Raw genomic sequence first — 21,752 nt, 5'->3', positions numbered from 1 at the left:
AACCTCAGCCACCTTCAAGAGCCTTAGTCACCTTTCTGGTGTTATTTTTTTCCAGACGATGCCTGAGGCTCTCGAAGGCACCGGATAGTGGTGTCGAATTTTCAGAATTTTTAAATTGAGATTTTTTAGGAGCATCTTGAACAGCGAGCCTTACCAAATATTTAAAGGAAGCCCACTACTATTCAATTGAAAAATAAATCGGATATTTGTTGTCACATTTGACCCCACCGATTTTTTAGTCTATATGAATAAACCCCCATTCGATGCGATTTTCATGGAATTAGCTCAAAATTTAGCTTTGAGATCGCATTGTACCCGTGCTCAAGTAGGAGCAGTTCTCACCAAAGAAACCCGTATCATTTCTATTGGTTATAATGGTCCCCCAGCTGGAACCCATAATTGCGATGATGAATTTGGTGAAGATGGTTGCCCAAGAGATTCCAAAGGTTCTTGTTCTTTGGCCTTGCATGCAGAACAAAATGCGATTTTGTATGCCTCTAAAAATGGGGCAGATGTGGAAGGATCAACGATTTATGTGACCCTCTCCCCTTGCATATCCTGTGCTAGAATCATTTACAGTATGAAAATCAAGCGAGTAATTTACTTGAATTCTTATGCTGCATATAAAGGCCTTTCTTCCGACGAAGGTGTAGATTTTTTACGCAAATTCGGTGTAGATGTTATGGCTTATTCTGAAATGGAATTAGAGTAGAATGAAGAATGTAGAATGTAGAATTAATTTTGGGAACTGATCCAATTCTACATTCTTCATTTATAATTAATGATGATGCACCCCACCTTCACCGTGCACGTGGCCATGGGCGATTTCTTCGGCGGTAGCTTCACGTATTTTGATTACTTTTCCGCTAAATATTAAGTCTTTTTCTGCCAAAGGATGGTTAAAGTCCATGGTTACGGTTTCTGGACCTACCTGAACTACCATACCTTGCATACGATTTCCTTGATCGTCAGTCATGGGAATGAAATTCCCCACCTTTAACATATCACTGGTGTCTTGACCTTCGATTTGAAAAATGGATTTTGGTAAATCTATGATGGCATTGGGGTCAATTATGCCATAAGCGTCTTCTGCCTGAATGGTAAAATCAAAGGTATCATTTACGGAAAGGCCATTTAAATTAGCTTCGAAAGCTTCTGGCAATCCACTTAATCCATGGATGAATACCATAGGTTCATTTTCGTCGACAATTTCTACCACTTCTGGCTCACCTTCTTCATTTGGGAAGGATAATTGGTAAGAAATGAATACAACGGAGTTCGGTTTAATCTGCATATTGTTCTATTTTGCAGCAAACCTACGGGATTAATTTGTAAAGCTTGATGCTCCTTGATTAATATTTTTGGATCAAAAGCTTTTGATTAGCTTTGTAATTCGATTTAAATTCTAAGATTTCCATGCAAAAAAGTGCTCAAGACGTATTAAAAGACATCAAACAACAAAAATTGGCGCCTGTATACCTGATACATGGAGATGAACCATTTTTTATTGACCAAGTGGTGGATGCTTTTGAAAATAAGGTGTTGAGTCCAGATCAGCAGAGTTTTAATCAGTTTGTGATGTATGGCAAAGATCAATCTTTGGGCGAGGTGATATCCTATGCTCGAAGATTTCCCATGATGTCGGACAAACAAGTCATTATTGTGAAAGAAGCCATCTTTTTAGAAGCGATGGCCAAGGGGAAAACGGATGCCAAAGACAAAGGAAATACGGATTGGAAAGCTTGGGTGGATTATTGTGAAAGACCGACCGAGTCGACTATCCTAGTTTTTACCCTTAAAACCTTATTGACTGATAAATCAAAAATTTTAGCACCACTGGATAAAAAAGGTGTGGTGGTAACTTCGAAGAAAATCTCTGAAGATCGCTTAGGAGTTTGGTTAAAGGATTATTTGGGGGGCCATTCTTTGCATATTCAGGCCAATGCCCAGGAATTAATGGTTTCTTTTGTGGGGACAGATTTAAAGAGAATGGCCCATGAGGCCGACAAGTTGATCGTGAATGTTCCACAAGGCAAGGAAATAGGCTTAGACGAGGTGGAAAAGTACATTGGGATAAGTCGGGAGTATAATTACTTTGAATTCCAAAAAGCCATAATTCAGAGAAATGGTGAAAAGGGACAGAAAATAGCCTTTTATTTTGCGGATAATACCAAACAAAATCCAGCGGCCCCCATGTTGATCATGTTGTTTAATTTCTTTGCTAAGGTTTTGCAAGTGCATGATTTGGGTGCTATTTCGGATGGTGAAATAGCTAGTATGCTCGGCATCAATCCTTACTTTGTGAAGGATTATACTTTGGCCAAACGTAATTATCCCTTAGTAAAGGTTGTTCGTGTCATAGAAGCCATTAAAAATGCCGATTTACGGGTAAAAGGAGTGATTGGCAACAGCGATAAAGAGCGAGAAATTATTTTAGACTTGAGTTTTGAGATTTTTAATCTTTAGTTGATAGGTTGATAATCATCCGCTTTCACGTATCCTAATTCCCCTTCGAAATAGCAGTTTACCCAGATGTCTTTTTTCTGCCAGTGGATAATTCGATTTCCTTTTTTTAGCATTTGCTTAACGGGTGCTGCTGAAGAAGCATAATCTCTCAAATAGGCCTTTTCTTTGGTGATAATTCCATATTGAAGCAAAGCAGGAAAATTGGCGAACCATGTTAAAAATAAGAGGTAGAATCCAAGATAATACAAGCTATATGCTTTGATCTTCATCTTTTTGACTTTTTTGAAGCTTAGAATCCCAACCACATAAAAAGCCAAGGCAAACAAAAAGCCCATCAAGTAAGGGAAATAAGTAAAATAAATCCAAAGAAACTGGTCCATGAGATTGATTTGAAAACCAGAAAGCCCTTGCCTATCCCCTATTTCTTGGAGTCGTTTGGCAATCGGCGGTCGATCTTGCTCAGCTTGGAGGCTGGATAAATAATATAATTCTTGTAGCCAATCATTTTTGGCTTTGGCGATGTAGGCTAATTTTAATCGGATGGTTTCATTTTCGCTGCGTTGGGATTCAGCGAATGGCAAATAAATTTTTTCTGCTTCCAATAATCGATTGCTTTTAAACAGAGAATCTGCCAGGGTCAATTGATTTCTATCTATTTGGCTATAAGCGGGTTGCCAAATGCAGAAAGAAAAAAGTGCAAAAAATATAATTTTATTTAGATGGTAGACTTGCATAATTCGAAAAACCGTACTAGTTTTGCACCGCAATAAGGGGAAAATGTTCTGCTTTTGCAAACAGAAGTTGGCCAGTGGTTAAACTTCTTTTCGACTCCAGAGTGGGTCAATTAATATACAAGCGCAAGCTTGATGATTCCGTAGCTCAGTTGGTAGAGCAATACACTTTTAATGTATGGGTCCTGGGTTCGAATCCCAGCGGGATCACACTTTAAACCATTTACAATGTAAGCCTCTCACCGAGAGGCTTTTTTGCGTTCGAACATTTTTAAACCCAATTTCGCAAGCCAAAGTTAATACGCTCGTAATAAGCACATTGAAAAGTTCGATTTGTGTTAGAATCTCATGAATACGCCAAGCTTTCAAAAAATAAAGGAGTCTTGTTTGAATTGCTTATTTTTGCCTCAGAAACTCAAGTCGTAAACAAAATAAATTGACATCTGAGATATGAGCTATTGCACCTACATTCCGTTAATGACAGAGCCCAGCCAAAACCTGCACGCGAACTATCACAACAACCACTACGGATTCCCGATTCACGATGACAATGAGTTGTTCGGGCGATTGATTCTTGAAATTAATCAGGCCGGATTGAGTTGGGAAACCATTCTGAAAAAGGAAGATGGTTTTCGCCGCGCTTACCACAATTTTAATATCGAAAAGATTGCTACCTATACTGAAAGCGACCGAGAACGACTGCTGAATGATGTCGGAATCATCCGCAACAGACTGAAAGTGAATGCCGCCATCGAAAACGCCAAAAGGATTCTTCAGTTGCAAAAAGAATATGGCAGTTTTGAAAAATGGCTAGAACATCACCACCCCAAGACGAAGGAAGAATGGGTAAAGCTGTTCAAAAAGACCTTCAAATTTACCGGAGGCGAAATTGTCAACGAATTTTTGATGAGCATTGGTTATCTAAAAGGAGCACACGACGAAAATTGCCCAGTTCACCAAAAGATTATTAAAACCAAGCCTATGTGGCTGACAAAGTAAATGGACGAACGACGGTTCCGCTGGAACACTACTACGACAAGCAAAACGAAGAGACAAAGGCCTGTTTGCTTGCGCTGAAATCGATTATCATGTCGGTTGGTTCGCAAATTGTGCATTTCAGAAAATACCAAATACCTTTTTTCATATATAAAAATTTCAGTATCAGTTTCTTGTGGGTAAACAAGAAGAAAATATTGCTGGGCTTTGTTGTTGACAAGAAAGCTATGCCTCAGGAAAATATGAAGCGACTAAAAGATAGGATTTCAACACTCGAAATAAACCCGTTGGAAGATATTCCGATTGAACGAATTAAAAATGAACTTCGTAACCTGATTGAATGCTACGATTCTTTTTTGGATAAGAGCTAAAGGTGGCGATTAGAGGAACAATATTCTCTTAATTATCACATTTAAAGCTAATAACTGTTGTGATTGACTGAGAACATTGGTGACAGGTTGATGGGTATATGTATAACAATTGATACATTTATCAAACCAAAAGAAAAAATGACTCAAAAGCTTGCATCAAAAGAGACTATACAAAAGCTGTATGAAAATATGGGAATAAACTTTCCATCATTTATTCCTCAACTCTGCAACTGTAATAGCTCCCTTGAAAGTTTAGAACCATTAAATGATGAAGAGTCTGAGAATCCCGAAGTTCTTAGACTTTGGAAATTACTTCTGAAACTACATGAATTTTCTCTGATCACAAATCTTGATATAAGTACATTTCTGAGGGCTAACATTAGGTCTTCCTCAAATCAGGAAAAGCGTTGTAATTTAAAGTATGTGAACGTAATAACATTTGAAGGATACAGTTATTTATTTGGTTTTGGAAAAGATAAGACTAATGCTCTATGGAAAATAGTTAAAAAATTAGCGGAACGAATAAATGATGAAGAATTAATCAAAGACATTGTTGATATAGAGCAATGGGCAAAGGAATTTGAAATTACCTATGCACAGCAAGAAGACAGATACAAAAGAAACTTGTCCATTCACTATGATTCAGACCCGATAAAAGTTTACAATCTTTTATCGCAAATAAGTGAAGAATTTGAGACAAGAAGAGCAAGTGGCTTTCTAAAGATATTGGATGACATTACGCTTTTCATAAATAAGCATATTCGAAAGTATCAAATACCTCTCTTTTGCTCGACTGATGATTACGGTATAGATATGTGGGAAAGAATCAATCATTTCCCTGACAGGAACAACAAACTATTTGATGAACTTGACGAGAGATTAATGAATTTTGCAGGACACCTGGAGAACGTTGTTGCACATTGTGAGATGCTGGAAGTTGTTCAAGAAAAACTCCAACTGGATAAAACTTTTGTCGAAAAACTTCAACCATTGGTTTTATCAGTTTTCCCAGGCATTCATATATCCTATATCTATTTGGACTTGACATGTGCTTTAAGAGCGTATTTAAGTTCAGAATATTATTTTGAAAAGCAATTAAACCTTAGACGTATTAATATCGTCGTTTATGAAGGATTTAAGCATCTATATGGATATACTGAAAGTGACAATCTTAAGTCATTTTGGCATCGAAATATTGCTTCTACTTTAAATGATTCAAAAAATCAAGATCTAATAGATTCATTAAATGAAATAGAGCATGAGTTAAAGGAATTAGCCTCTGATAATAGGATTAATAATAAGCAGTTAAGAGAATGTTCAGTTCATTACAGATACAGAGAAAAGGATAATATAGTAGCATTGTTTTATGCGTTGGTTAAATCCAACCCATTGATTGAGATAAATAAATCTCTAAAATTAATAAATCTACTTCCTAAGTTATTAAAGATAAACACTGAATCCACCAACTTTGTGTATAACCTTGAACAGGAGATGATAAAGTCATCAAACAACAAAACATTAGCTTAAATTGATTATATCATCAACATAATTGACCAAACACAGATTGACTATGGACAAAAGCAGGAGATGATAAGTAATTTGCTTAAAATAAGGAGTTTGCTGATGTATTCTAATTTAAATTTTCTTGTTCTCATGGAGGTTGTATCACTTGAAATTCCATGCAAATAATTTAGTTATACAGCGATAACAAAAGAGAAAAGGAATTTTTCAGTAAACTATTCAGAGCAAAAACGAATCTTTCTCCGTTAGAATTTAGGCACTCTTTTAGCTGAACATTGAAAAACCGACCTTTTAAACAAAGCAACTTCGGACGTTTGAGCAAAGTTGCTTCGTTCAGCTGCTGGTATCTTTGTTTCATCAAATAACAATTAAAATTTATCACGATGAGAAAAAGTAATGATCAGGGAGCGCTGCAGAAACCGATAGGTTCCGGGTTTAGCGCCAAATCTACAACAAGCGATGTCATTAAAGGCATTGATCTTACAGGTAAAATCGCTATTGTAACTGGAGGAAATACAGGTATTGGACTGGAAACCACCCAAACGCTGGCTGCTGCTGGTGCAACTGTTATTATACTGGCACGGGACATTGACAAAGCAAAGAGAAATTTAGCAGACATTGCCAATGTAGAAATTGAACAAATGGATTTGATGGACCCCGGACTCCATTGATGCTTTTGCCCAGAAATTCATGGTGTCCGGCAGACCGCTCCATCTGCTGATCAACAATGCTGGAATTATGTGGGTGCCGCTGCGCCGCGATAAACGGGGTATTGAATCGCAACTGGCTACGAATTACCTGGCACAGTTTCAGTTGACGGCAAGATTGTGGCCTACCCTTAAAAAAGGCGATGGCGCAAAAGTAATTAACGTTTCTTCGCAAGGCCATCAGTTCGCCCCCTTCAATTTTGATGACCCCAATTTCTTGCACCGCAAATATGAAACACTGGCAGCTTACGGGCAATCGAAAACCGCGGTTAACCTGTTTTCTCTTGAATTGGATAATCGAGGAAAAGCTCACAATGTAAGAACTTATTCGTTGCATCCCGGTTCTATACACGGTACAGAACTAGGAAGAGAAGCTTCAGTAGAACTATTTCAGAAAATGGGATTCTTCGACGAAGAAGGAAACATTAAACCGGAAGTTGTAGCATCGCTAAAAACAATTCCGCAAGGAGCTGCAACAACCGTTTGGGCTGCAACAAGTCCATTGCTTTACAATCTTGGAGGTGTTTACTGCGAAGATGTGGAGGTTGCTGAAATCAACCACGAACAAACTTTTTCTGCTGGAGTGAAATTGTATTCGCTGGACGAAAATCATGCAAAACGGCTGTGGAAATTGAGTGAAGAAATGACCGGCATCGTATTCGATGTTGATTGATGGCTAAATAATTATTTTTGTGATACTGGTTTTTTTAATTTGCTGATATTAAAAAGAAAATCAATGGAGTATAAAGCAAAATACATGACTGATGATATCAAGCTTTCCTGTTACGAGGATAAGTTTTTTAAATCGGACATCCTGTTTGACGACCACATGCTGATATGGTTCATTTCGGGCGAAACAAAGATTGTACAGCCCGATGCCACTTATTTCTTTAAAAAGGATGATATTTTTCTGATTCCCAGAAACCAGTTGGCAACCATCATTAATTATCCCAAAGACGGTGAACCCCATAAAACAGTGGTCATGCATTTGTCCTCAGCAAGGCTGCGGAATTTTTATGCCAAACAGGATGTCCAAATTCAGCCGTTTGCTTCACCGAAAATTCTTTGTTTCAATAATCATCCTTTGCTCGAAAGTTGTCTTTCTTCCTTAATTCCGTATTTTGAAATGAAAGACCTTCCTGAAGATATTGCCAATCTCAAAATTACAGAAGCCATAAGCATCCTCAGAACAATTGATAAAGGAATTGATCAGGTGCTGGCCAATTTTGAAGAGCTGGGGAAAGTTGACTTGGTCAGTTATATGGAGCGAAATTTCATGTTCAATTTACCTTTGCAGAAATTTGGTTACCTGACGGGCCGGAGCCTGACCACTTTCAAACGCGATTTTAGTAAAGCCTTCAGCACCACTCCCCAGCGATGGCTCACTCAAAAACGATTGGAACTGGCACACTATCAATTTGTTGAAAAGAAAAAGAAACCGATTGATGTTTGCTATGAAGTTGGATTTGAAAACATATCGCATTTTTCTTATGCGTTTAAAAAGCAGTTTGGTTATCCGCCAACACAATTGTTAAAATAAAGTCGATTGTACTATAAGCGGAGGTTATTCTTTTGTGTCCAAGCATTCATAAACTTCATCATCGCCTCAAAATCTTCCAGTAAAAAGTTCGCCCCCCTCTTGGGATCACTTTTAATTAAATTAAAAACCTGTAAATCAATCATTTATATATTTTTTGTTTTCATGCTACAGTTTTAAATTTTCCAATTAATTTTTTCAAAAAAAAGGTGAAAATGATATCATTTTCACCTTTTTGACTAGTAAATTTACCCTGTTAACTAGTACAATTACTTTCAGATTTGATTCCAAATGCTGACAATATATTTGATAATAAACAGAATCTTGTAAAAGTCGATTGTAATAAATTTAGCCCGACAAAAATAGTCATCCAAAGAAAATGAATATCAATAAAATAAGCTAAAATTGTTGAAATCAAGATAAATGATCCTGCTACGGCACGTATGATTCTTTCCTGCATGACATTGATTATTTAGATGAATATTCTACTGGCATAACAAATGCTCGAATAGGGTATTCAGATGTTTCATTTTCATTATACAAATCAATTAATTCTATCGTTTTTTTCGCCTGAGCAATAGTTGTGAAGCTGAACAAAAAAACGGAATCAAATATGGCAGGATTATTACCGCTAAACCAACTGTCTAATAAATTGGAAGGTGAACTACTCTTTACACCCTGAGTATCTGTTGCGCTAAAAATTTTAATATTAGCTTGTTGAAAAATGGATTGAACCACTTCGGAGTTCTCTTTAAGAGCTGTGACTACGACTAATTTCATGTTGTTTCTATTTAGTTTTGTTGCGAAGCATTTTATAATACAATAATGGTACTACCAATAAGGTAAGGAATGTGGAGGTAATTGTGCCGCCCATTAATGAAATGGCCAAACCTTGGAAGATAGGATCAAACAAGATGATTACAGCCCCTAATACAACAGCACCGGCTGTTAATAAAATAGGTGTAGTTCTTACTGCTCCAGCTTCAATTATGGCTTGTTTCAAAGGAATATTTTCAGCCAATCGAATATTAATAAAGTCAATTAATAATACGGAGTTTCGGACCATAACCCCTGCCAATGCTATAAATCCAATCATAGAAGTTGCTGTAAAATAGGCTCCTAGCATCCAGTGCCCTAATACAATACCCACTAAGGAAAGAGGAATGGCGGCTAACATGACTAAGGGTACTGTAAAGTTTTGAAACCAACCAACAATCAACAGGTAAATCATTAGGATAACTACGGCAAAAGCAATTCCCAAATCACGAAATACTTCATAAGTAATTTGCCATTCTCCATCCCATTTTAATGTATAGTTTTCTTCCGATTCGGGTTGAGCGGTATACTCTTCAGATAATGAATAACCTTTGGGAACATGAATATTCTTCAAGTAATCAGACATATTTGAAATGGCATAAAATGGACTTTCCAATTCTCCAGCCATGTCAGCTAATACATAAACTACTTCTTTCTGATTCTTGCGGAAGATACTTTTTTCTTTATGTGTTTCATGAACAGAAACAACATCACCTAAAGAGACAAGGTTACCTTGCATTCCTACCACCTTTAAATTTAAAATATCTGAGATACCTGACTTATCCTCATCGCTCAACTGCAAACGAATGGGCGTTTGTGTAAAGGCCTTAGGCTGATTTATCATTCCTGCATGCATTCCAGATATAGCTCCACTTACTGTGGCAGAAACTTGTGCTGTAGCTACTCCATTTCTCATAGCCTTTTCTTTATCTACAGAGATATGGTATTCTTTTTGGTCATCTTCAACCATCCAATCACCATCTACTACATCTTTCGTTTTAGAGAATAAATCCTTAACCTGTTTCGCTATTTTAATTTGCTCTAGGTAATTCGGCCCATAAACTTCGGCCACCAAAGTTGATAAAACGGGAGGTCCAGGTGGAACTTCTACAATTTTAGCATTTGCGTGGTATTTAGCCGCTATTTTTTGCACTGTCCCGCGCATTTCTTTCGCAATATCATGGCTCTGCTTACTTCTCTCTTCTTTATCAACTAAATTTATTTGAATGTCAGAGACATTATCTCCGCTTCTTAGGTCATAATGACGCACTAAGCCATTGAAACTAATTGGAGCAGCTGTACCTACATAGCCTTGGTAGTTTTTCACCAATGGATTTTTAGCAATATAGGTGGCAATATCTGCCGTTACTGCCTGTGTCTTTTCCAAAGTTGTTCCTTCTGGCATATCAATGACCACTTGAAATTCATTTTTGTTATCAAAAGGAAGCATTTTAACTGCTACGGATTTGGTATAAAACAAACCTAAAGAGCCTACTAATATGGTAACGGTACCTAAGATAAATGACCAACGCTTCCAACGAGTTTCTAACAAAGGGTTAATAAATGAATGATATAAGCGATAAATGGGCGTATTTTCCATTTTATCATGTTCCACATGCGACTCAGTTCCTCCCTTTTTATCTTTCTCACGCAAGAATATATAGCCTAAATAAGGTGTCAATGTTAAGGCTACAATCAAAGAAAGTATCATCGCAATGGAAGCACCAATGGGCATTGGACTCATATATGGTCCCATTAATCCCGACACAAAAGCCATCGGTAAAACAGCTGCAATCACCGTAAATGTGGCCAAAATAGTAGGATTTCCAACTTCATTTATGGCATAAATGGCAGCTTGAAGAGGAGGCATTCTGCGCATTTTGAAGTGGCGATGCATATTCTCCGCAATGATAATGGAATCATCCACTACAATACCCGTAATAAACACTAATGCAAATAGGGTAATTCGATTCAAGGTATAATCCATGAAGTAATAACTAAATAATGTCAATGCAAAGGTTACTGGTACCGATAAGAAAACGACTAATCCTCCTCTCCATCCCATAGCCAACATGACAAATAATGTTACTACGACAATTGATATAAATAAATGAAACAATAATTCTGATACCTTATGTGATGCCGTTTCTCCATAATTACGAGTTTCTTCTATGTGCATATCCGATGGAATAAGCGTTTTCTTTAAACTTTCCACATGATGCATAATTTGGGAACTTAACTTCATTGCATCGGCTCCTTTCTTCTTAGAAACAGATACGGTTACAGCAGGGAAAGTTCCCTTAAATTGGTTTAAGCCAGTTGTGTCCGCCTTTCCATATCCATAAAACACATATTGTGAAGCCCTCGCAGGCAACTCTTCTACTTTTGCCACTTGCTTCAAATACACGGGTTGACCACCGTTCATGCTAATAACTAAGTCCGCTACGTCCTCTTGTGTATTTAAAAAATCACCCGATTGTACAGAAAAAGTAGAATCATTGTTTTGAATATTGCCTGCTTCGGTCTGAACATTTGCCGCTTGAATCGCTTTTGATATGGCTAAAAAATCAACGTGATTTGACTCCATTAAAGATCTATCCAAAATAACTTTAATCTCGCTACTTCTTCCGCCTGAAATTTTAATATCCGCTACATCTGGTATCTTCTTTACTTCATTGGCTAATTCTTGACCAACTTGTTTTAGCGAATAATCATCGTATTTTTCTCCCCATAATGTTACAGCCATGACAGGAACATCATCGATAGAACGAGGTTTAATCAAGGGCATGCTTACTCCTTGCGGAAACTTATCCATACTTTTCATTAGTTCTGCATACAGCTTCACTAATGAACGTTCTACGTCTTCGCCAACCTTAAATTGAACAATTAACATTACTTGACCCTTCATCGAAGTAGAATAGACGTATTCTACCCCCTTAATATTGGAGATTATTTTCTCCATAGGCGCAGCTACTTTTGTTTCCACTTCTTTAGGTGAAGCGCCTGGATACCCTAAAAATATATCCGCCATGGGAACCTGAATTTGTGGTTCCTCTTCTCGAGGTATTAAAAAAGTACTATATCCCCCAATTAATAGAAATGCAAGCATTAGCAAAATTGTCAGTTTCGACTGTAAAAATGCCTTTGCGATATTACCTGATAATCCTTTTTCCATGATTTTGTTTTGAAAAAAATTGTCTTCTTCTTATTGCTTATTTATTACTGGAGCTCCATTACTTAATGCTCCATCTGCCCACTTGATATAGGCTTCATTTTTTGCTAATCCACTTAGGACTTCCACTTGATCACCAAATGTTTTTCCAAGTCTAACCCAACGTAACAAGGCGGTATTTTCAGCACTAAGCGTATATAAACCATTTAATTGTCCTTTGGAAATAATTGAACTCAGAGGAACGAGAATTTTACTTTCGCCCTGAAGCGCCATGTTTGTGGGTTTATGATGCTTTGAATGCAAGCGCACATTGGCATACATACCTGCATAAATTGATTTTTGTTGATCCGTAGGTATGGAAATCTTTACTATATATTGGCCACCCGAGAATTGCGAAGATGGATTAATCTGAACGACCTTGCCTGTGATCTCTTTATTCAAAGATTTAATCATACAGCTGGCTTGGTCGCCTAATTGTATGGATGAAATGGAAGCTTCTGGAACAGATACACTTACTTGTAAACCGCTTGATTGCTCGATGGTGAGTATAGGCATTCCAGGACTTGCTAAGCTTCCTAAGTCTGCCAATTTTTGCGTCACAACACCTGAAAAAGGAGCTCGAACATGCGTATAAGAAAATTGGGCATTCACCTCGTTTCTCATTTCTTTGGCGGCATCTAAGCTTGCTTTTACAGAATTATATTGTAGTGTTATTTGATCCAATTCCTTTGCTGAGGCACTTTGCTGTTTATACAAAGTAGTAAATCGATCGTAATCTTTTTGAGCACTGTGAAAAGCAGCCTCTGCTTGACGAATGGATGCATCTACTTGAGCTCTCTTAGCTAATAAATCTGTATTATTCACTTCAAAAAGCAATTGCCCAGCTTTTACATGATCACCTATTTTGACTTGTAGTTTCGTAATATATCCCATCATCCGAGTACTAATATTTGCTTGATGAGTGGCCTCAATTTGTCCTGTTACATCTGTTGTAGCTAAATTATTTTGGGCATTCGGCAAACTTAATACCACTTGAATGGGCTTTGATTGAAGTTTTTCTTTAGCTATTTTTTCTTCTTTTGAACAAGCTATAGTTCCAAAAATTAGACTGATACTAGCTGCGCTAATAATGATTGATTTTAATTTCATTTGAATGATTATTTAGTCGATTCTGTTAAAAAATTTAAATATGCTTCCGCCATTTTTTGTTCGAAAACAGCTTTAGATAAAAGCATTTTTTGTTCTGAAAGTTGAGTTTGAGCCATCAATACATCTGTGGTATTTGATAACCCTTGAGTATATCTGTTTCGTATAATTTTATAGGCTTCTTCAGCTTGTTCTACAGCCTTATTACCCAAAGTGATTTTATACAAAGCATCTGCTATTTGTTGTGATGTTTTGGTTATGTCAACAGAAGCTTGATTGATCTGTATTTTAATCTGCTCTTGTAATTTTTGTTTTTCAAGATTCAGGGTAGCATTTTTATTTTTGATTTGATTTCCTTTAAAAATATCCCAAGACAGGTTAAATCCAAGTAAATACGAATTTGCATTGAACCCTAATGCCTTATAGTCATTGAACATGTAATTGGCAAAACCATTTAATCTAGGCAGGCTTGATTGGGCATTACTTTTCAGCATTAAAGACAGACTTTCTTCCGCCTCTTTCATGGCCTTAATGTCTGACCTATTCGCTAAATCTGCCGTCCCTTTGGTTATTGTTGGCGTTAAAACTACTTTCTCAATGGTATAGTTTACCCCTGTCTCCTGATTCATCATAAAACTCAATTGATCCGAAATTGCTGAAATCTGAGAACTTGTTTCTGCCAATTTCGATTCTACTGCTTTAACATGTACTTCGGCATTTAATAGGTCAGATTTCTGCATTAAACCTTGATTGAATCTATCCTGAGTGAACTGAAGCATGTTCTTCATCGCATATAATGTCTCCTCCACGACTTTTCTTGCTTCATACATTAACTCAAGCTGTAAATAGGCTTGTGTCACTTGCATTTTAATACCCTCATGTGTTCTTTGTTTTTGATTCTGATACACATCAATTTGCTTCTCAGCAGCTAGTCTCATAAAATGCATATCCATATTAAAAATGGGTTGCTGAATGGAAAGTTGACTTAAGTAATTTTGATTTCCGCCTGGCTTATTGAGTAACGTTGGATTAAAATCCGCTGCTTGAACTGAGCCTTGTTGTAACTTAAATCCAAAGGAGTTCAATGGATTGTCAGAGAATAAGCCTGTGTAAGAAAAATTTACTTGGGGTAGCCATATAGCTTCTGTTTGTTTAAATTTAGACTTAGCTAAATCTACGTCTAATTGGGCGACTCCAAGTTGCTTATTTTGAAGAATTGCTTGCTCCAAAGCTTTTTGCAGACTTAATGGGCGCTCCGCTATTTGAGCGGACACATTAAATCCTAAAACAAAGAAAAATACAATTTTTAAAATGTGCCCCTTTGAAGAACTTGATAATGGATGGTGTTTTTGCATACATATAAAATTTATGATGCAAATGTATGAGGCTTATTTATAGCTAAACGTGACTTTTATTACGGCGAAGGATCGCACTTAAGTTGTGATAATAGTCACGGAAAAAGCCAAAAATGCAATAGTTTAGAATGGGTAAATGACATCCTTTATTCTGAGGATTATGTGAGTGACATTCTTTGACTGGCCTTCTAATTTCCCAAGTAACGAGTAAACAAGTACATCATTTGTCAAAAAAGCCGTATAATTTGTCCATATTTCCATTGATTTTACTTAACTGAAGCAGCAATGTTTCTCTCAAATGTCAAAAGCCATCATTGTAGCATCCATCATCACCTGTCCGCATTGCGCTCATCAGGCAACAGAAATCATGCCAGAAAATGCCTGTCAATATTTTTATGTCTGTACCTTTTGTGGAGAAATGTTGAAACCCAAGCCAGGAGATTGCTGTGTGTTTTGTAGCTATGGAACTGTTCCATGCCCTCCCATGCAGCAAGGAATTGATTGCTGTTAACACGTTTTAAAATACTTTGAAATAGTAATTGATGAAAGGGTTACTCCTTATTCCATATCCAAAACGACCTTCGTAGCTTTTCCACTCACAGCCAAAGCCATGGCTTCCCCTATCCTATTCAAAGGAAAACGTCCTGAAATAATTTGACCAGGATGGATTTTATCTTGAGCAATTAGTTCAATCGTTTCAGCAAAGTCATTCGGGTGATCATAAATGATGGAAGGTAATATGGAAATCCCCTCTCTCGCGATTTTTAATGGCACAAACTGCGCTGATTCATTGGCTAGCCCAACTAAGATGATTTCTGAGCCTCTAGGTGCTGTTTCTAAGATTAAATTGGTGGCTTTGGCCACACCTACACAATCAAAAATGGCAGCTATCTCCCGATCATATAAAAATGCCTCTAATCCTTCTGTAGGCAATATTCTTGCTCCCATAGCTTCTGCCAAGACTTGTTTTTCTTCATTCAAATCTTTTACCCAAACTTGGTAGCCTTTCGTTAGGGATAATTGGCAGAGCAATAATCCAATGGCCCCTAAACCAAATATAGCTATATGGGCTTGCTTGGGGGCAGAACTAACGTGCAAGGCATGAACGGCAACCGCCAAAGGTTCGATACAAACGGCATCTTCATCAGTGATGGAATCAGGTAATTTCCAACAAAAATCAGCGTCTAAACAGACGTACTCAGCAAAACAACCAGGTGAATTAACACCTATGACTTGCTTATTGGGACAGATGTTTCCTTTGCCTTGTAAACAAAATCGACAAGTACCGCATGGGATATTGGGTTCAATCACCACTCTTTGTCCTTTATGGAACCCTTCCACGTAAGCACCTACGGCTTCCACATACCCAAGACCTTCGTGGCCAAGTACTGTGGGAACAGGCAACAATCGATCGCCTAAGAATAAATGCACATCTGAACCACAAATCCCTGTCGACCTCAAACGAATCAATAATTCATTCGCTTGTGGAATGGGTTTTTCTAGGTCTTGAACTTGTATATTTTTGGGGCTTTCTAATACGGCTGCTTTCATAATTTATCGGAAGGTAAAGTACGAATGATCAAACCCATCACTAATAGTGGTAAAGAAAATAATACAAACAGCACCGTATTACTCACGTGGTTATCCGATAAAATTCCGAATACGGCAGGCCCTAAAATGGCACCTAGTCGACCAATACCCACCGTGTAGCCAACTCCCGTAGCACGAATGGACGTGGGATAAATACGGGATAATATAGGCCAGATACCATTAAATCCACCTTGTGCAAATACGCCAATGAACATCACCAAGACAAATATGAGTAGGGTGTTCAAGGGTAAAAAAGCGTATAATTGCATGACGGTAAAGGCAGACAACATATACATAACATGTATTTTCTTTAATCCGAATTTTGATCCCAAAGCACCGATGGACGAAGAACCAATAGCGGCTCCAATGTTAAGGGAAATACCCACATAAGTAGCTAATTCAAAGGGCATTCCTGAATCTTTGGCAATGGTAGGAACCCAACTCATGACGGTATACAAGGTCATAAATCCAAAAAATGCAGCTAACCAGAGTCGCCATGTATTAGGTTTTAACTCCTCGGTTAATAAGACTTTTACCCCTTGTTCTTCTATTTTTTTACTTTGAAATTCTTCTGAATCTTTCATGACAAAGAATACCAAAACTGTCATCATGGCAGAAAAACAACCTGCTAGAAAGAAGGCATAATGCCATCCTTTTATGGGAATTAAATCGGCACAAATAAGACCCGTTAATATGGCTCCTATGGGCCATCCAGCCTGAATTAAACCTACATTAAAATCTCGGTATTTATCATTGGAATATTCTGCGGCAGTGGTGGTGATGGTAGGTAATATTCCTCCAATTCCCAATCCTGTTAAAAAACGCCAAGCCAAAATGGGTAAATAGGCTTGAGAAGATGCTACTCCAAACATCCCAATGCTTATCATGATCAAAGAAATCAAAAAGATTTTTCTTCTGCCATGTTTGTCGGCCAAAGGCGCTAAAGAAAAGCATCCTAAGGTCATACCTGCTAAGCCTGCACTGAAAATATAGCCCATTTCTGATTTGGATAAACCAAATTCTCGAATGATTTCAGAGCTGGAAAAAGACACAATTAATACGTCTATCCCATCATTGAAATTCATTAAAAAGCACAAGGCTACCATTAATATTTGAAAACCCGACATGGGGGCACTCGACTGTATTTTGATTTGATTCTCCATTAATTTAAAAATCCTCCTTGTGGTTTAACTCCATTTTTTACCCAATTCCTCAATAAATCAAATGAAGTAGCTGTTTGCTGGGGAGTGAATGCACAGTGGGCCTGTCCATGGGTATATTTTACGGTAAAAAACTGATCTTTTTGTTGCTGATGTACCATGTTTTCATAATTCACCACTGCATAGCTAGGAGGAATTAATTGATCGTAAATCGTGTGTACCAATAAAATGGGCTTATTGATATTTCCAGTACGATCATAACGGGAAAATAATAGATTCGGGTTTTTCGTGGCAGGTAATCGTTCCGCTACTTGATTGGTCAATAAATCATCTGGGAATCCCGAATACACGGTTTGTAAGTTATCAAAGGGATTGCCACCCAACTTGACAGCGATATCTCTTAACACGTTTTGATTAAAGAACAATGAACCACCTAGGTCCTTTAATTTCAAATCAAATTTTTTGGCAAACGCCTTGGCCAAAGTAGAATCTTTGTCCATGATCGCTTTCATCATTTGACCTATTTTGGAACCAGCCTGCGATACATTGACATAGCCAACCTGAGAATTAACATCAAATATATCTTTTAAGCTGGGTATGATACCGGGGAAAAGTCCATTGAACGTAGCATACATATCGTATTCCTTTCTGCACTGCAAATATGGCCTAGATGATAAAGGACATAAAGGCATTGCTCCGTGGTAATTTTCACCAAAGTATTCCATGGTTCCCAAGGTAATGCCCCCTCCCATGGAATGCCCCACCATGAAGGTAGAATCAGGTTTCCCCATATTTTTAACAAAAGCTTGTCTTAGTTCTTCCGTAGCATCTATTCCTTCTGGTAAAACAAAACCCACTGTGGGGTAGTCGGAAGCGGCAATAGCAAAGCCACGATCAAGTATAACTTGTAGTCGTTTTTCTAATCCAGCATTGGCCTCTTGGGGTTTTTGACCTTGAAACTGGTATCCATGAGCATACATGACCAATTTTTTATTCCAGTTGTTTGGGATTAGGATTTGGTAAGTACCTCCTTTTAGCGGGCCAACATCTTTTTTTTCTATTTGACCGAAGAGTGAAAAACTGGCCAATGCAAGTAAAACAGCATACTTCATGATAACAAGATTAGGTATTTAAGGGCTTTTGTCCATTTTTGATTGACCAATTTACCATTTTTTCCTACGAATTTTTCTATCCTATTTCCTAAAAATAAACGAATGAGGTCATTGGGGTAAAGCCATGCCCATAATTTCAAAATTTGGAACAAGAGATGCAGGTCAATTTATTCCTGATTGTTTTTTAGATTTATATTTCAACAAACAAATTCTTCTATGCGCAAACTACTTATTTTACTATTCACTGTTCCTTTTTTTGCTACTGCCCAATCTCCGCAAGATAGCTTGACCATTAAGAAAATGGCCGATGAAATCATGATTCACGGGAAAGCGTATGATTTATTGAGGGAATTAACCAAACAAATTGGAGGTCGTTTAGCTGGCTCGCCCCAGCAGCAAAATGCTGCTATTTGGGGGAAAAGAAATTTAGAAGCATTTCAGGCAGATAAGGTATACTTTCAGGCAGTAAAAACGCCTAATTGGAAGCGTGGAGGAAATGATTTTGCTGCGATAGTAGCGCTTAATGGGAAAGCTCAAATCCGCCCTATGAAAGCACTCGCTTTGGGTAATTCATTGGGGTCTAATGGATTGATAGAAGCTGATGTCATTGCTTTTGCGAGTTTTGATGAAATGGAAAAACGAAAGGATGATATTAAGGGTAAGGTCGTTTATTTTCATAGTGTTTTTGACCCAACCAAGTTCCAAACCTTTAAAGCTTATGCAGAATCTGGTGTATTTCGTCGGGTAGGTCCTAGCAGAGCAGCCAAATACGGAGCTGTAGGTGTCATGATTCACTCCTTGAGTACAGCTACCGACAATGAGCCCCATACAGGAAGTATGGTGTATGATGAGGCATATCCTAAAATTCCGGCATTGGCTTTAGGACCAGAAGATGCCAAAGAGTTATATGAGCTAAGTAAAAAATCGACTGTTCGAGTACAGTTACAGACCTATGGCTATTTTCTGCCAGATGCCGATGAAAACAATGTAGTGGCTGAATTAAAGGGTTCCGAATTTCCTGAGGAGATCATTACACTAGGTGGACATTTGGATAGTTGGGATGTCAATGAAGGGGCTCATGATGATGGCGCAGGCATCGTACAAACGATGGAGATTCTTAGAACGATGAAAGCCATTAACTATCGTCCTAAACGGACTATACGTTTTGTCTTATTTGCGAATGAAGAAAACGGTATGCGAGGAGGTAATGAATATGCCAATCAAGCGAAATTAAATCAAGAGAAACATATTTTTGCTTTGGAGAGTGATGAAGGCGGGTTTACGCCTAGATCCATTGGAATCACTTGTTCTAAAGAGCAATGGAAGAAATTTCAAGCATGGTCTCCCCTGTTTAAGCCTTTTGGTGGGGAACTGACCTTGGGAGGAACAGGTGCTGATATTGGTCCATTAGTGAAAGTAAATCCTTCGATTGTTTTGTCGGGTTTAATACCAGATAGTCAACGGTATTTTGATTTACATCATGCCAAAACCGATGTATTTGAGAATGTCAATAAACGTGAATTACTATTAGGAGCTGTTAATATGGCTGCAATCATTTATTTGATAGATCAGCATGGTACAAATCCATAAATATTCTGTCAAGCTATTAATTATGAGTAAGAATGAAGCTCATTTGGGTTTTAGATGTAGTTCACATGTAGATTTAAAGGATATAGTATAAAATGAAAAAGTCAGTCTATTGTCGTCTTATATTGCTTGCTTTCTTTTTTTGCACCATACTTTCACCAGTATGGGCACAAAAGAATAAACTGAAGAACAGTCGGGTTTTAGTGTATACCAAAAACGGTGTAGGATATGTACATGATAATATTCCTTCAGCGGTAACCTGTATTCAAGAATTGGGTACTGAGAATAAGTTTAGTGTGGATGTATCCGATGATCCTATGGTTTTTACAGAGGCTAATTTAAAAAAATACACCTTACTTATTTTTACAAGCACCAACAATGATGTATTTGCCACAGATGAGCAGCGTGTCGCATTTAGGCGCTACATAGAAGCGGGTGGAGGATTTGTAGGAGTTCATTCGGTGACGGGTACAGAACGCAAATGGGCCTGGTTTAAAATGATGGTGGGTGAAACATTTACTTGGCATGCTAATTTTCAGCCATTTTCTTTAATTAATATTGATCCTAAGCATCCATCGATGGAGGGAATCCCTAGTGTTTGGACCAAAGAAGATGAGTGTTATTTTGGGAGAGAAATGTATCCAGGCATTCGGGTATTGATGATGCACGATGTTTCTACCTTGAATAAGAAGCAATCGGATCTAATTCTTAAAAATACGGGTACCTTTGGTGATTATTTTCCAGCTGTTTGGTACCAGAACTTCCAAGGAGGGCATATTTGGGTCACGACTTTAGGACATGCCAAAACGGATTACCAGAATCCCTTGTACCGAAATCATCTCTTACAAGGCATCAAGTATATCGCTAACCAGCATCAAGGAATTGATTTTAGCAAAGCTTTTTCTACTGCTAAAGAAGATAAGATAATTGTAAATGGTAAATGATGAATTTAAACGGAATCTCATTCTTCATCCCGACTTATCACTAAACCCTAATAAATATTTTGATGCTGCGTTCATCACATTTCGCTGGAGTTGGACGACAGTACTCCCTTTTGAAACAATTCTACATTCTACAATAATAGGTTAATCCCAGCGAAAGATTGGAACGTAGCTTGAGCGAAGCGGCAGGCGGATATTTGACCCTGCGCAAGGGCCATGTGCGTAAGCGTCAAAGATTAAACCGTAAGCGGAGTGGCAATCGGTTTCGTATGGCGGAATTCGTATAAGATTAACCGTATTCCTTCTGTTAGGTATTTTTTTTATAAAAAAAGAAATACCTAACAGAGTATTTAAGCAGTACAGTGATTTTTGTTAAATCAAATTCCAATTCCAATTCCAATAATAACCTAACCTAGAAAAAACATCATTGATTCACTTTTGGGGTACTTCAACTACCTAGGTCTTTTCTTTTTTTCAAAAAAAAGAAACAAAAAAACTTCTTTTTTTGTCGCCCAGCAAAGGCTAAATAACATGATAAATGATG

The 21,752-nt window shown here is 37.6% G+C and carries 22 protein-coding genes and 1 tRNA gene; 12 read left to right on the top strand and 11 right to left on the bottom strand.

Features of this window, described 5'->3' with window-relative positions; all coding sequences use genetic code 11:
• Window positions 1–244: 244 nt before the first annotated feature.
• The gene (locus EWU23_RS02485) at window positions 245–712 is read left to right on the top strand and encodes a deoxycytidylate deaminase (RefSeq protein ID WP_166228465.1); all 468 of its coding nucleotides are present in this window, start codon (window positions 245–247) and stop codon (window positions 710–712) included.
• Between the two features lie 66 nt (window positions 713–778).
• Here EWU23_RS02485 and EWU23_RS02480 read toward each other — a convergent pair whose 3' ends face one another.
• On the bottom strand, window positions 779–1,294 hold the full coding sequence (locus EWU23_RS02480; RefSeq protein WP_166228463.1) for an FKBP-type peptidyl-prolyl cis-trans isomerase: 516 nt from the start codon (window positions 1,292–1,294) through the stop codon (window positions 779–781).
• Window positions 1,295–1,416: 122 nt separating this feature from the next.
• Here EWU23_RS02480 and holA point away from each other — a divergent pair, with 122 nt between their 5' ends.
• On the top strand, window positions 1,417–2,466 hold the full coding sequence (gene holA, locus EWU23_RS02475) for a DNA polymerase III subunit delta (protein ID WP_166228461.1): 1,050 nt from the start codon (window positions 1,417–1,419) through the stop codon (window positions 2,464–2,466).
• Here holA and EWU23_RS02470 read toward each other — a convergent pair.
• Window positions 2,463–3,200 carry a hypothetical protein gene (locus EWU23_RS02470; protein WP_166228459.1) on the bottom strand — a complete coding sequence of 246 codons (738 nt, stop codon included), beginning with the start codon at window positions 3,198–3,200 and terminating at the stop codon, window positions 2,463–2,465. The genes holA and EWU23_RS02470 overlap by 4 nt on opposite strands.
• Before the next feature lie 134 nt (window positions 3,201–3,334).
• Between EWU23_RS02470 and EWU23_RS02465 the strand changes: the two genes are divergently transcribed.
• From EWU23_RS02465 to EWU23_RS02440, 7 genes are all read left to right on the top strand, one after another.
• Window positions 3,335–3,407: transfer RNA gene (locus tag EWU23_RS02465), tRNA-Lys, on the top strand.
• A 267-nt stretch (window positions 3,408–3,674) separates the two neighbouring features.
• Window positions 3,675–4,196, top strand: a complete 522-nt coding sequence (locus EWU23_RS02460; RefSeq protein WP_235942129.1) for a DNA-3-methyladenine glycosylase I — start codon at window positions 3,675–3,677, stop codon at window positions 4,194–4,196.
• Window positions 4,181–4,564: a DUF1801 domain-containing protein gene (locus tag EWU23_RS02455; protein ID WP_166228455.1), complete on the top strand. Its 384-nt coding sequence runs from the start codon at window positions 4,181–4,183 to the stop codon at window positions 4,562–4,564. The genes EWU23_RS02460 and EWU23_RS02455 overlap by 16 nt, the downstream gene beginning before the upstream one ends.
• A gap of 63 nt (window positions 4,565–4,627) precedes the next feature.
• Window positions 4,628–6,091 (top strand): hypothetical protein, encoded by a 1,464-nt coding sequence (locus EWU23_RS02450; RefSeq protein WP_166228453.1) that lies wholly within the window; start codon window positions 4,628–4,630, stop codon window positions 6,089–6,091.
• A 377-nt stretch (window positions 6,092–6,468) separates the two neighbouring features.
• Window positions 6,469–6,756 (top strand): SDR family NAD(P)-dependent oxidoreductase, encoded by a 288-nt coding sequence (locus EWU23_RS14125; protein WP_262886073.1) that lies wholly within the window; start codon window positions 6,469–6,471, stop codon window positions 6,754–6,756.
• 19 nt (window positions 6,757–6,775) lie between these two features.
• The gene (locus tag EWU23_RS02445) at window positions 6,776–7,465 is read left to right on the top strand and encodes an SDR family NAD(P)-dependent oxidoreductase (RefSeq protein ID WP_262886072.1); all 690 of its coding nucleotides are present in this window, start codon (window positions 6,776–6,778) and stop codon (window positions 7,463–7,465) included.
• Window positions 7,466–7,528: 63 nt separating this feature from the next.
• Window positions 7,529–8,332, top strand: coding sequence for a helix-turn-helix domain-containing protein (locus EWU23_RS02440; protein ID WP_166228451.1), 804 nt, complete (start codon window positions 7,529–7,531; stop codon window positions 8,330–8,332).
• Window positions 8,333–8,343: 11 nt separating this feature from the next.
• Here the strand turns inward: EWU23_RS02440 and EWU23_RS14120 are convergent, their stop codons facing one another.
• The 6 genes from EWU23_RS14120 to EWU23_RS02415 form a co-directional block, all read right to left on the bottom strand.
• Entirely contained in the window at window positions 8,344–8,475 is a 132-nt protein-coding gene (locus EWU23_RS14120) for a hypothetical protein (RefSeq protein ID WP_262886071.1), read from the bottom strand.
• A 110-nt stretch (window positions 8,476–8,585) separates the two neighbouring features.
• A complete protein-coding gene (locus EWU23_RS14325; RefSeq protein WP_166228449.1) occupies window positions 8,586–8,789 on the bottom strand; it encodes a YgaP family membrane protein in 204 nt (67 codons plus the stop codon).
• Window positions 8,790–8,797: 8 nt separating this feature from the next.
• Window positions 8,798–9,109 carry a hypothetical protein gene (locus tag EWU23_RS02430; RefSeq protein WP_166228447.1) on the bottom strand — a complete coding sequence of 104 codons (312 nt, stop codon included), beginning with the start codon at window positions 9,107–9,109 and terminating at the stop codon, window positions 8,798–8,800.
• Between the two features lie 7 nt (window positions 9,110–9,116).
• The gene (locus EWU23_RS02425) at window positions 9,117–12,320 is read right to left on the bottom strand and encodes an efflux RND transporter permease subunit (RefSeq protein WP_166228445.1); all 3,204 of its coding nucleotides are present in this window, start codon (window positions 12,318–12,320) and stop codon (window positions 9,117–9,119) included.
• A 30-nt stretch (window positions 12,321–12,350) separates the two neighbouring features.
• The gene (locus EWU23_RS02420; protein ID WP_166228443.1) at window positions 12,351–13,466 is read right to left on the bottom strand and encodes an efflux RND transporter periplasmic adaptor subunit; all 1,116 of its coding nucleotides are present in this window, start codon (window positions 13,464–13,466) and stop codon (window positions 12,351–12,353) included.
• An 8-nt stretch (window positions 13,467–13,474) separates the two neighbouring features.
• Window positions 13,475–14,818 carry a TolC family protein gene (locus tag EWU23_RS02415; RefSeq protein WP_166228441.1) on the bottom strand — a complete coding sequence of 448 codons (1,344 nt, stop codon included), beginning with the start codon at window positions 14,816–14,818 and terminating at the stop codon, window positions 13,475–13,477.
• 298 nt (window positions 14,819–15,116) lie between these two features.
• On the opposite strand from EWU23_RS02415, the gene EWU23_RS02410 reads away from it, so the two are divergent.
• On the top strand, window positions 15,117–15,329 hold the full coding sequence (locus EWU23_RS02410; protein ID WP_205753056.1) for a GDCCVxC domain-containing (seleno)protein: 213 nt from the start codon (window positions 15,117–15,119) through the stop codon (window positions 15,327–15,329).
• Window positions 15,330–15,376: 47 nt separating this feature from the next.
• Here EWU23_RS02410 and EWU23_RS02405 read toward each other — a convergent pair whose 3' ends face one another.
• From EWU23_RS02405 to EWU23_RS02395, 3 genes are read right to left on the bottom strand one after another with little or no spacing between them, the layout of a single operon-like run.
• Complete coding sequence (locus EWU23_RS02405; protein ID WP_166228439.1) at window positions 15,377–16,369, bottom strand: zinc-dependent alcohol dehydrogenase; 993 nt, start codon at window positions 16,367–16,369, stop codon at window positions 15,377–15,379.
• Entirely contained in the window at window positions 16,366–17,571 is a 1,206-nt protein-coding gene (locus EWU23_RS02400) for an MFS transporter (RefSeq protein ID WP_166228437.1), read from the bottom strand. The genes EWU23_RS02405 and EWU23_RS02400 overlap by 4 nt, the downstream gene beginning before the upstream one ends.
• A complete protein-coding gene (locus EWU23_RS02395) occupies window positions 17,571–18,680 on the bottom strand; it encodes an alpha/beta hydrolase family protein (RefSeq protein WP_166228435.1) in 1,110 nt (369 codons plus the stop codon). The genes EWU23_RS02400 and EWU23_RS02395 overlap by 1 nt, the downstream gene beginning before the upstream one ends.
• Window positions 18,681–18,896: 216 nt before the next feature.
• Here EWU23_RS02395 and EWU23_RS02390 point away from each other — a divergent pair, with 216 nt between their 5' ends.
• Entirely contained in the window at window positions 18,897–20,270 is a 1,374-nt protein-coding gene (locus tag EWU23_RS02390; RefSeq protein WP_166228433.1) for a M20/M25/M40 family metallo-hydrolase, read from the top strand.
• A 92-nt stretch (window positions 20,271–20,362) separates the two neighbouring features.
• A complete protein-coding gene (locus tag EWU23_RS02385; RefSeq protein ID WP_166228431.1) occupies window positions 20,363–21,211 on the top strand; it encodes a ThuA domain-containing protein in 849 nt (282 codons plus the stop codon).
• Window positions 21,212–21,752 lie beyond the last annotated feature (541 nt).

Origin of the sequence: Aquirufa beregesia (genome assembly GCF_011090385.1) — a bacterium.
Taxonomy (GTDB): Bacteria; Bacteroidota; Bacteroidia; order Cytophagales; family Spirosomataceae; genus Aquirufa; species Aquirufa beregesia.
The sequence above is the reverse complement of the archived record's forward strand: the minus strand, read 5'-3'. Positions and strand labels throughout refer to the sequence as shown.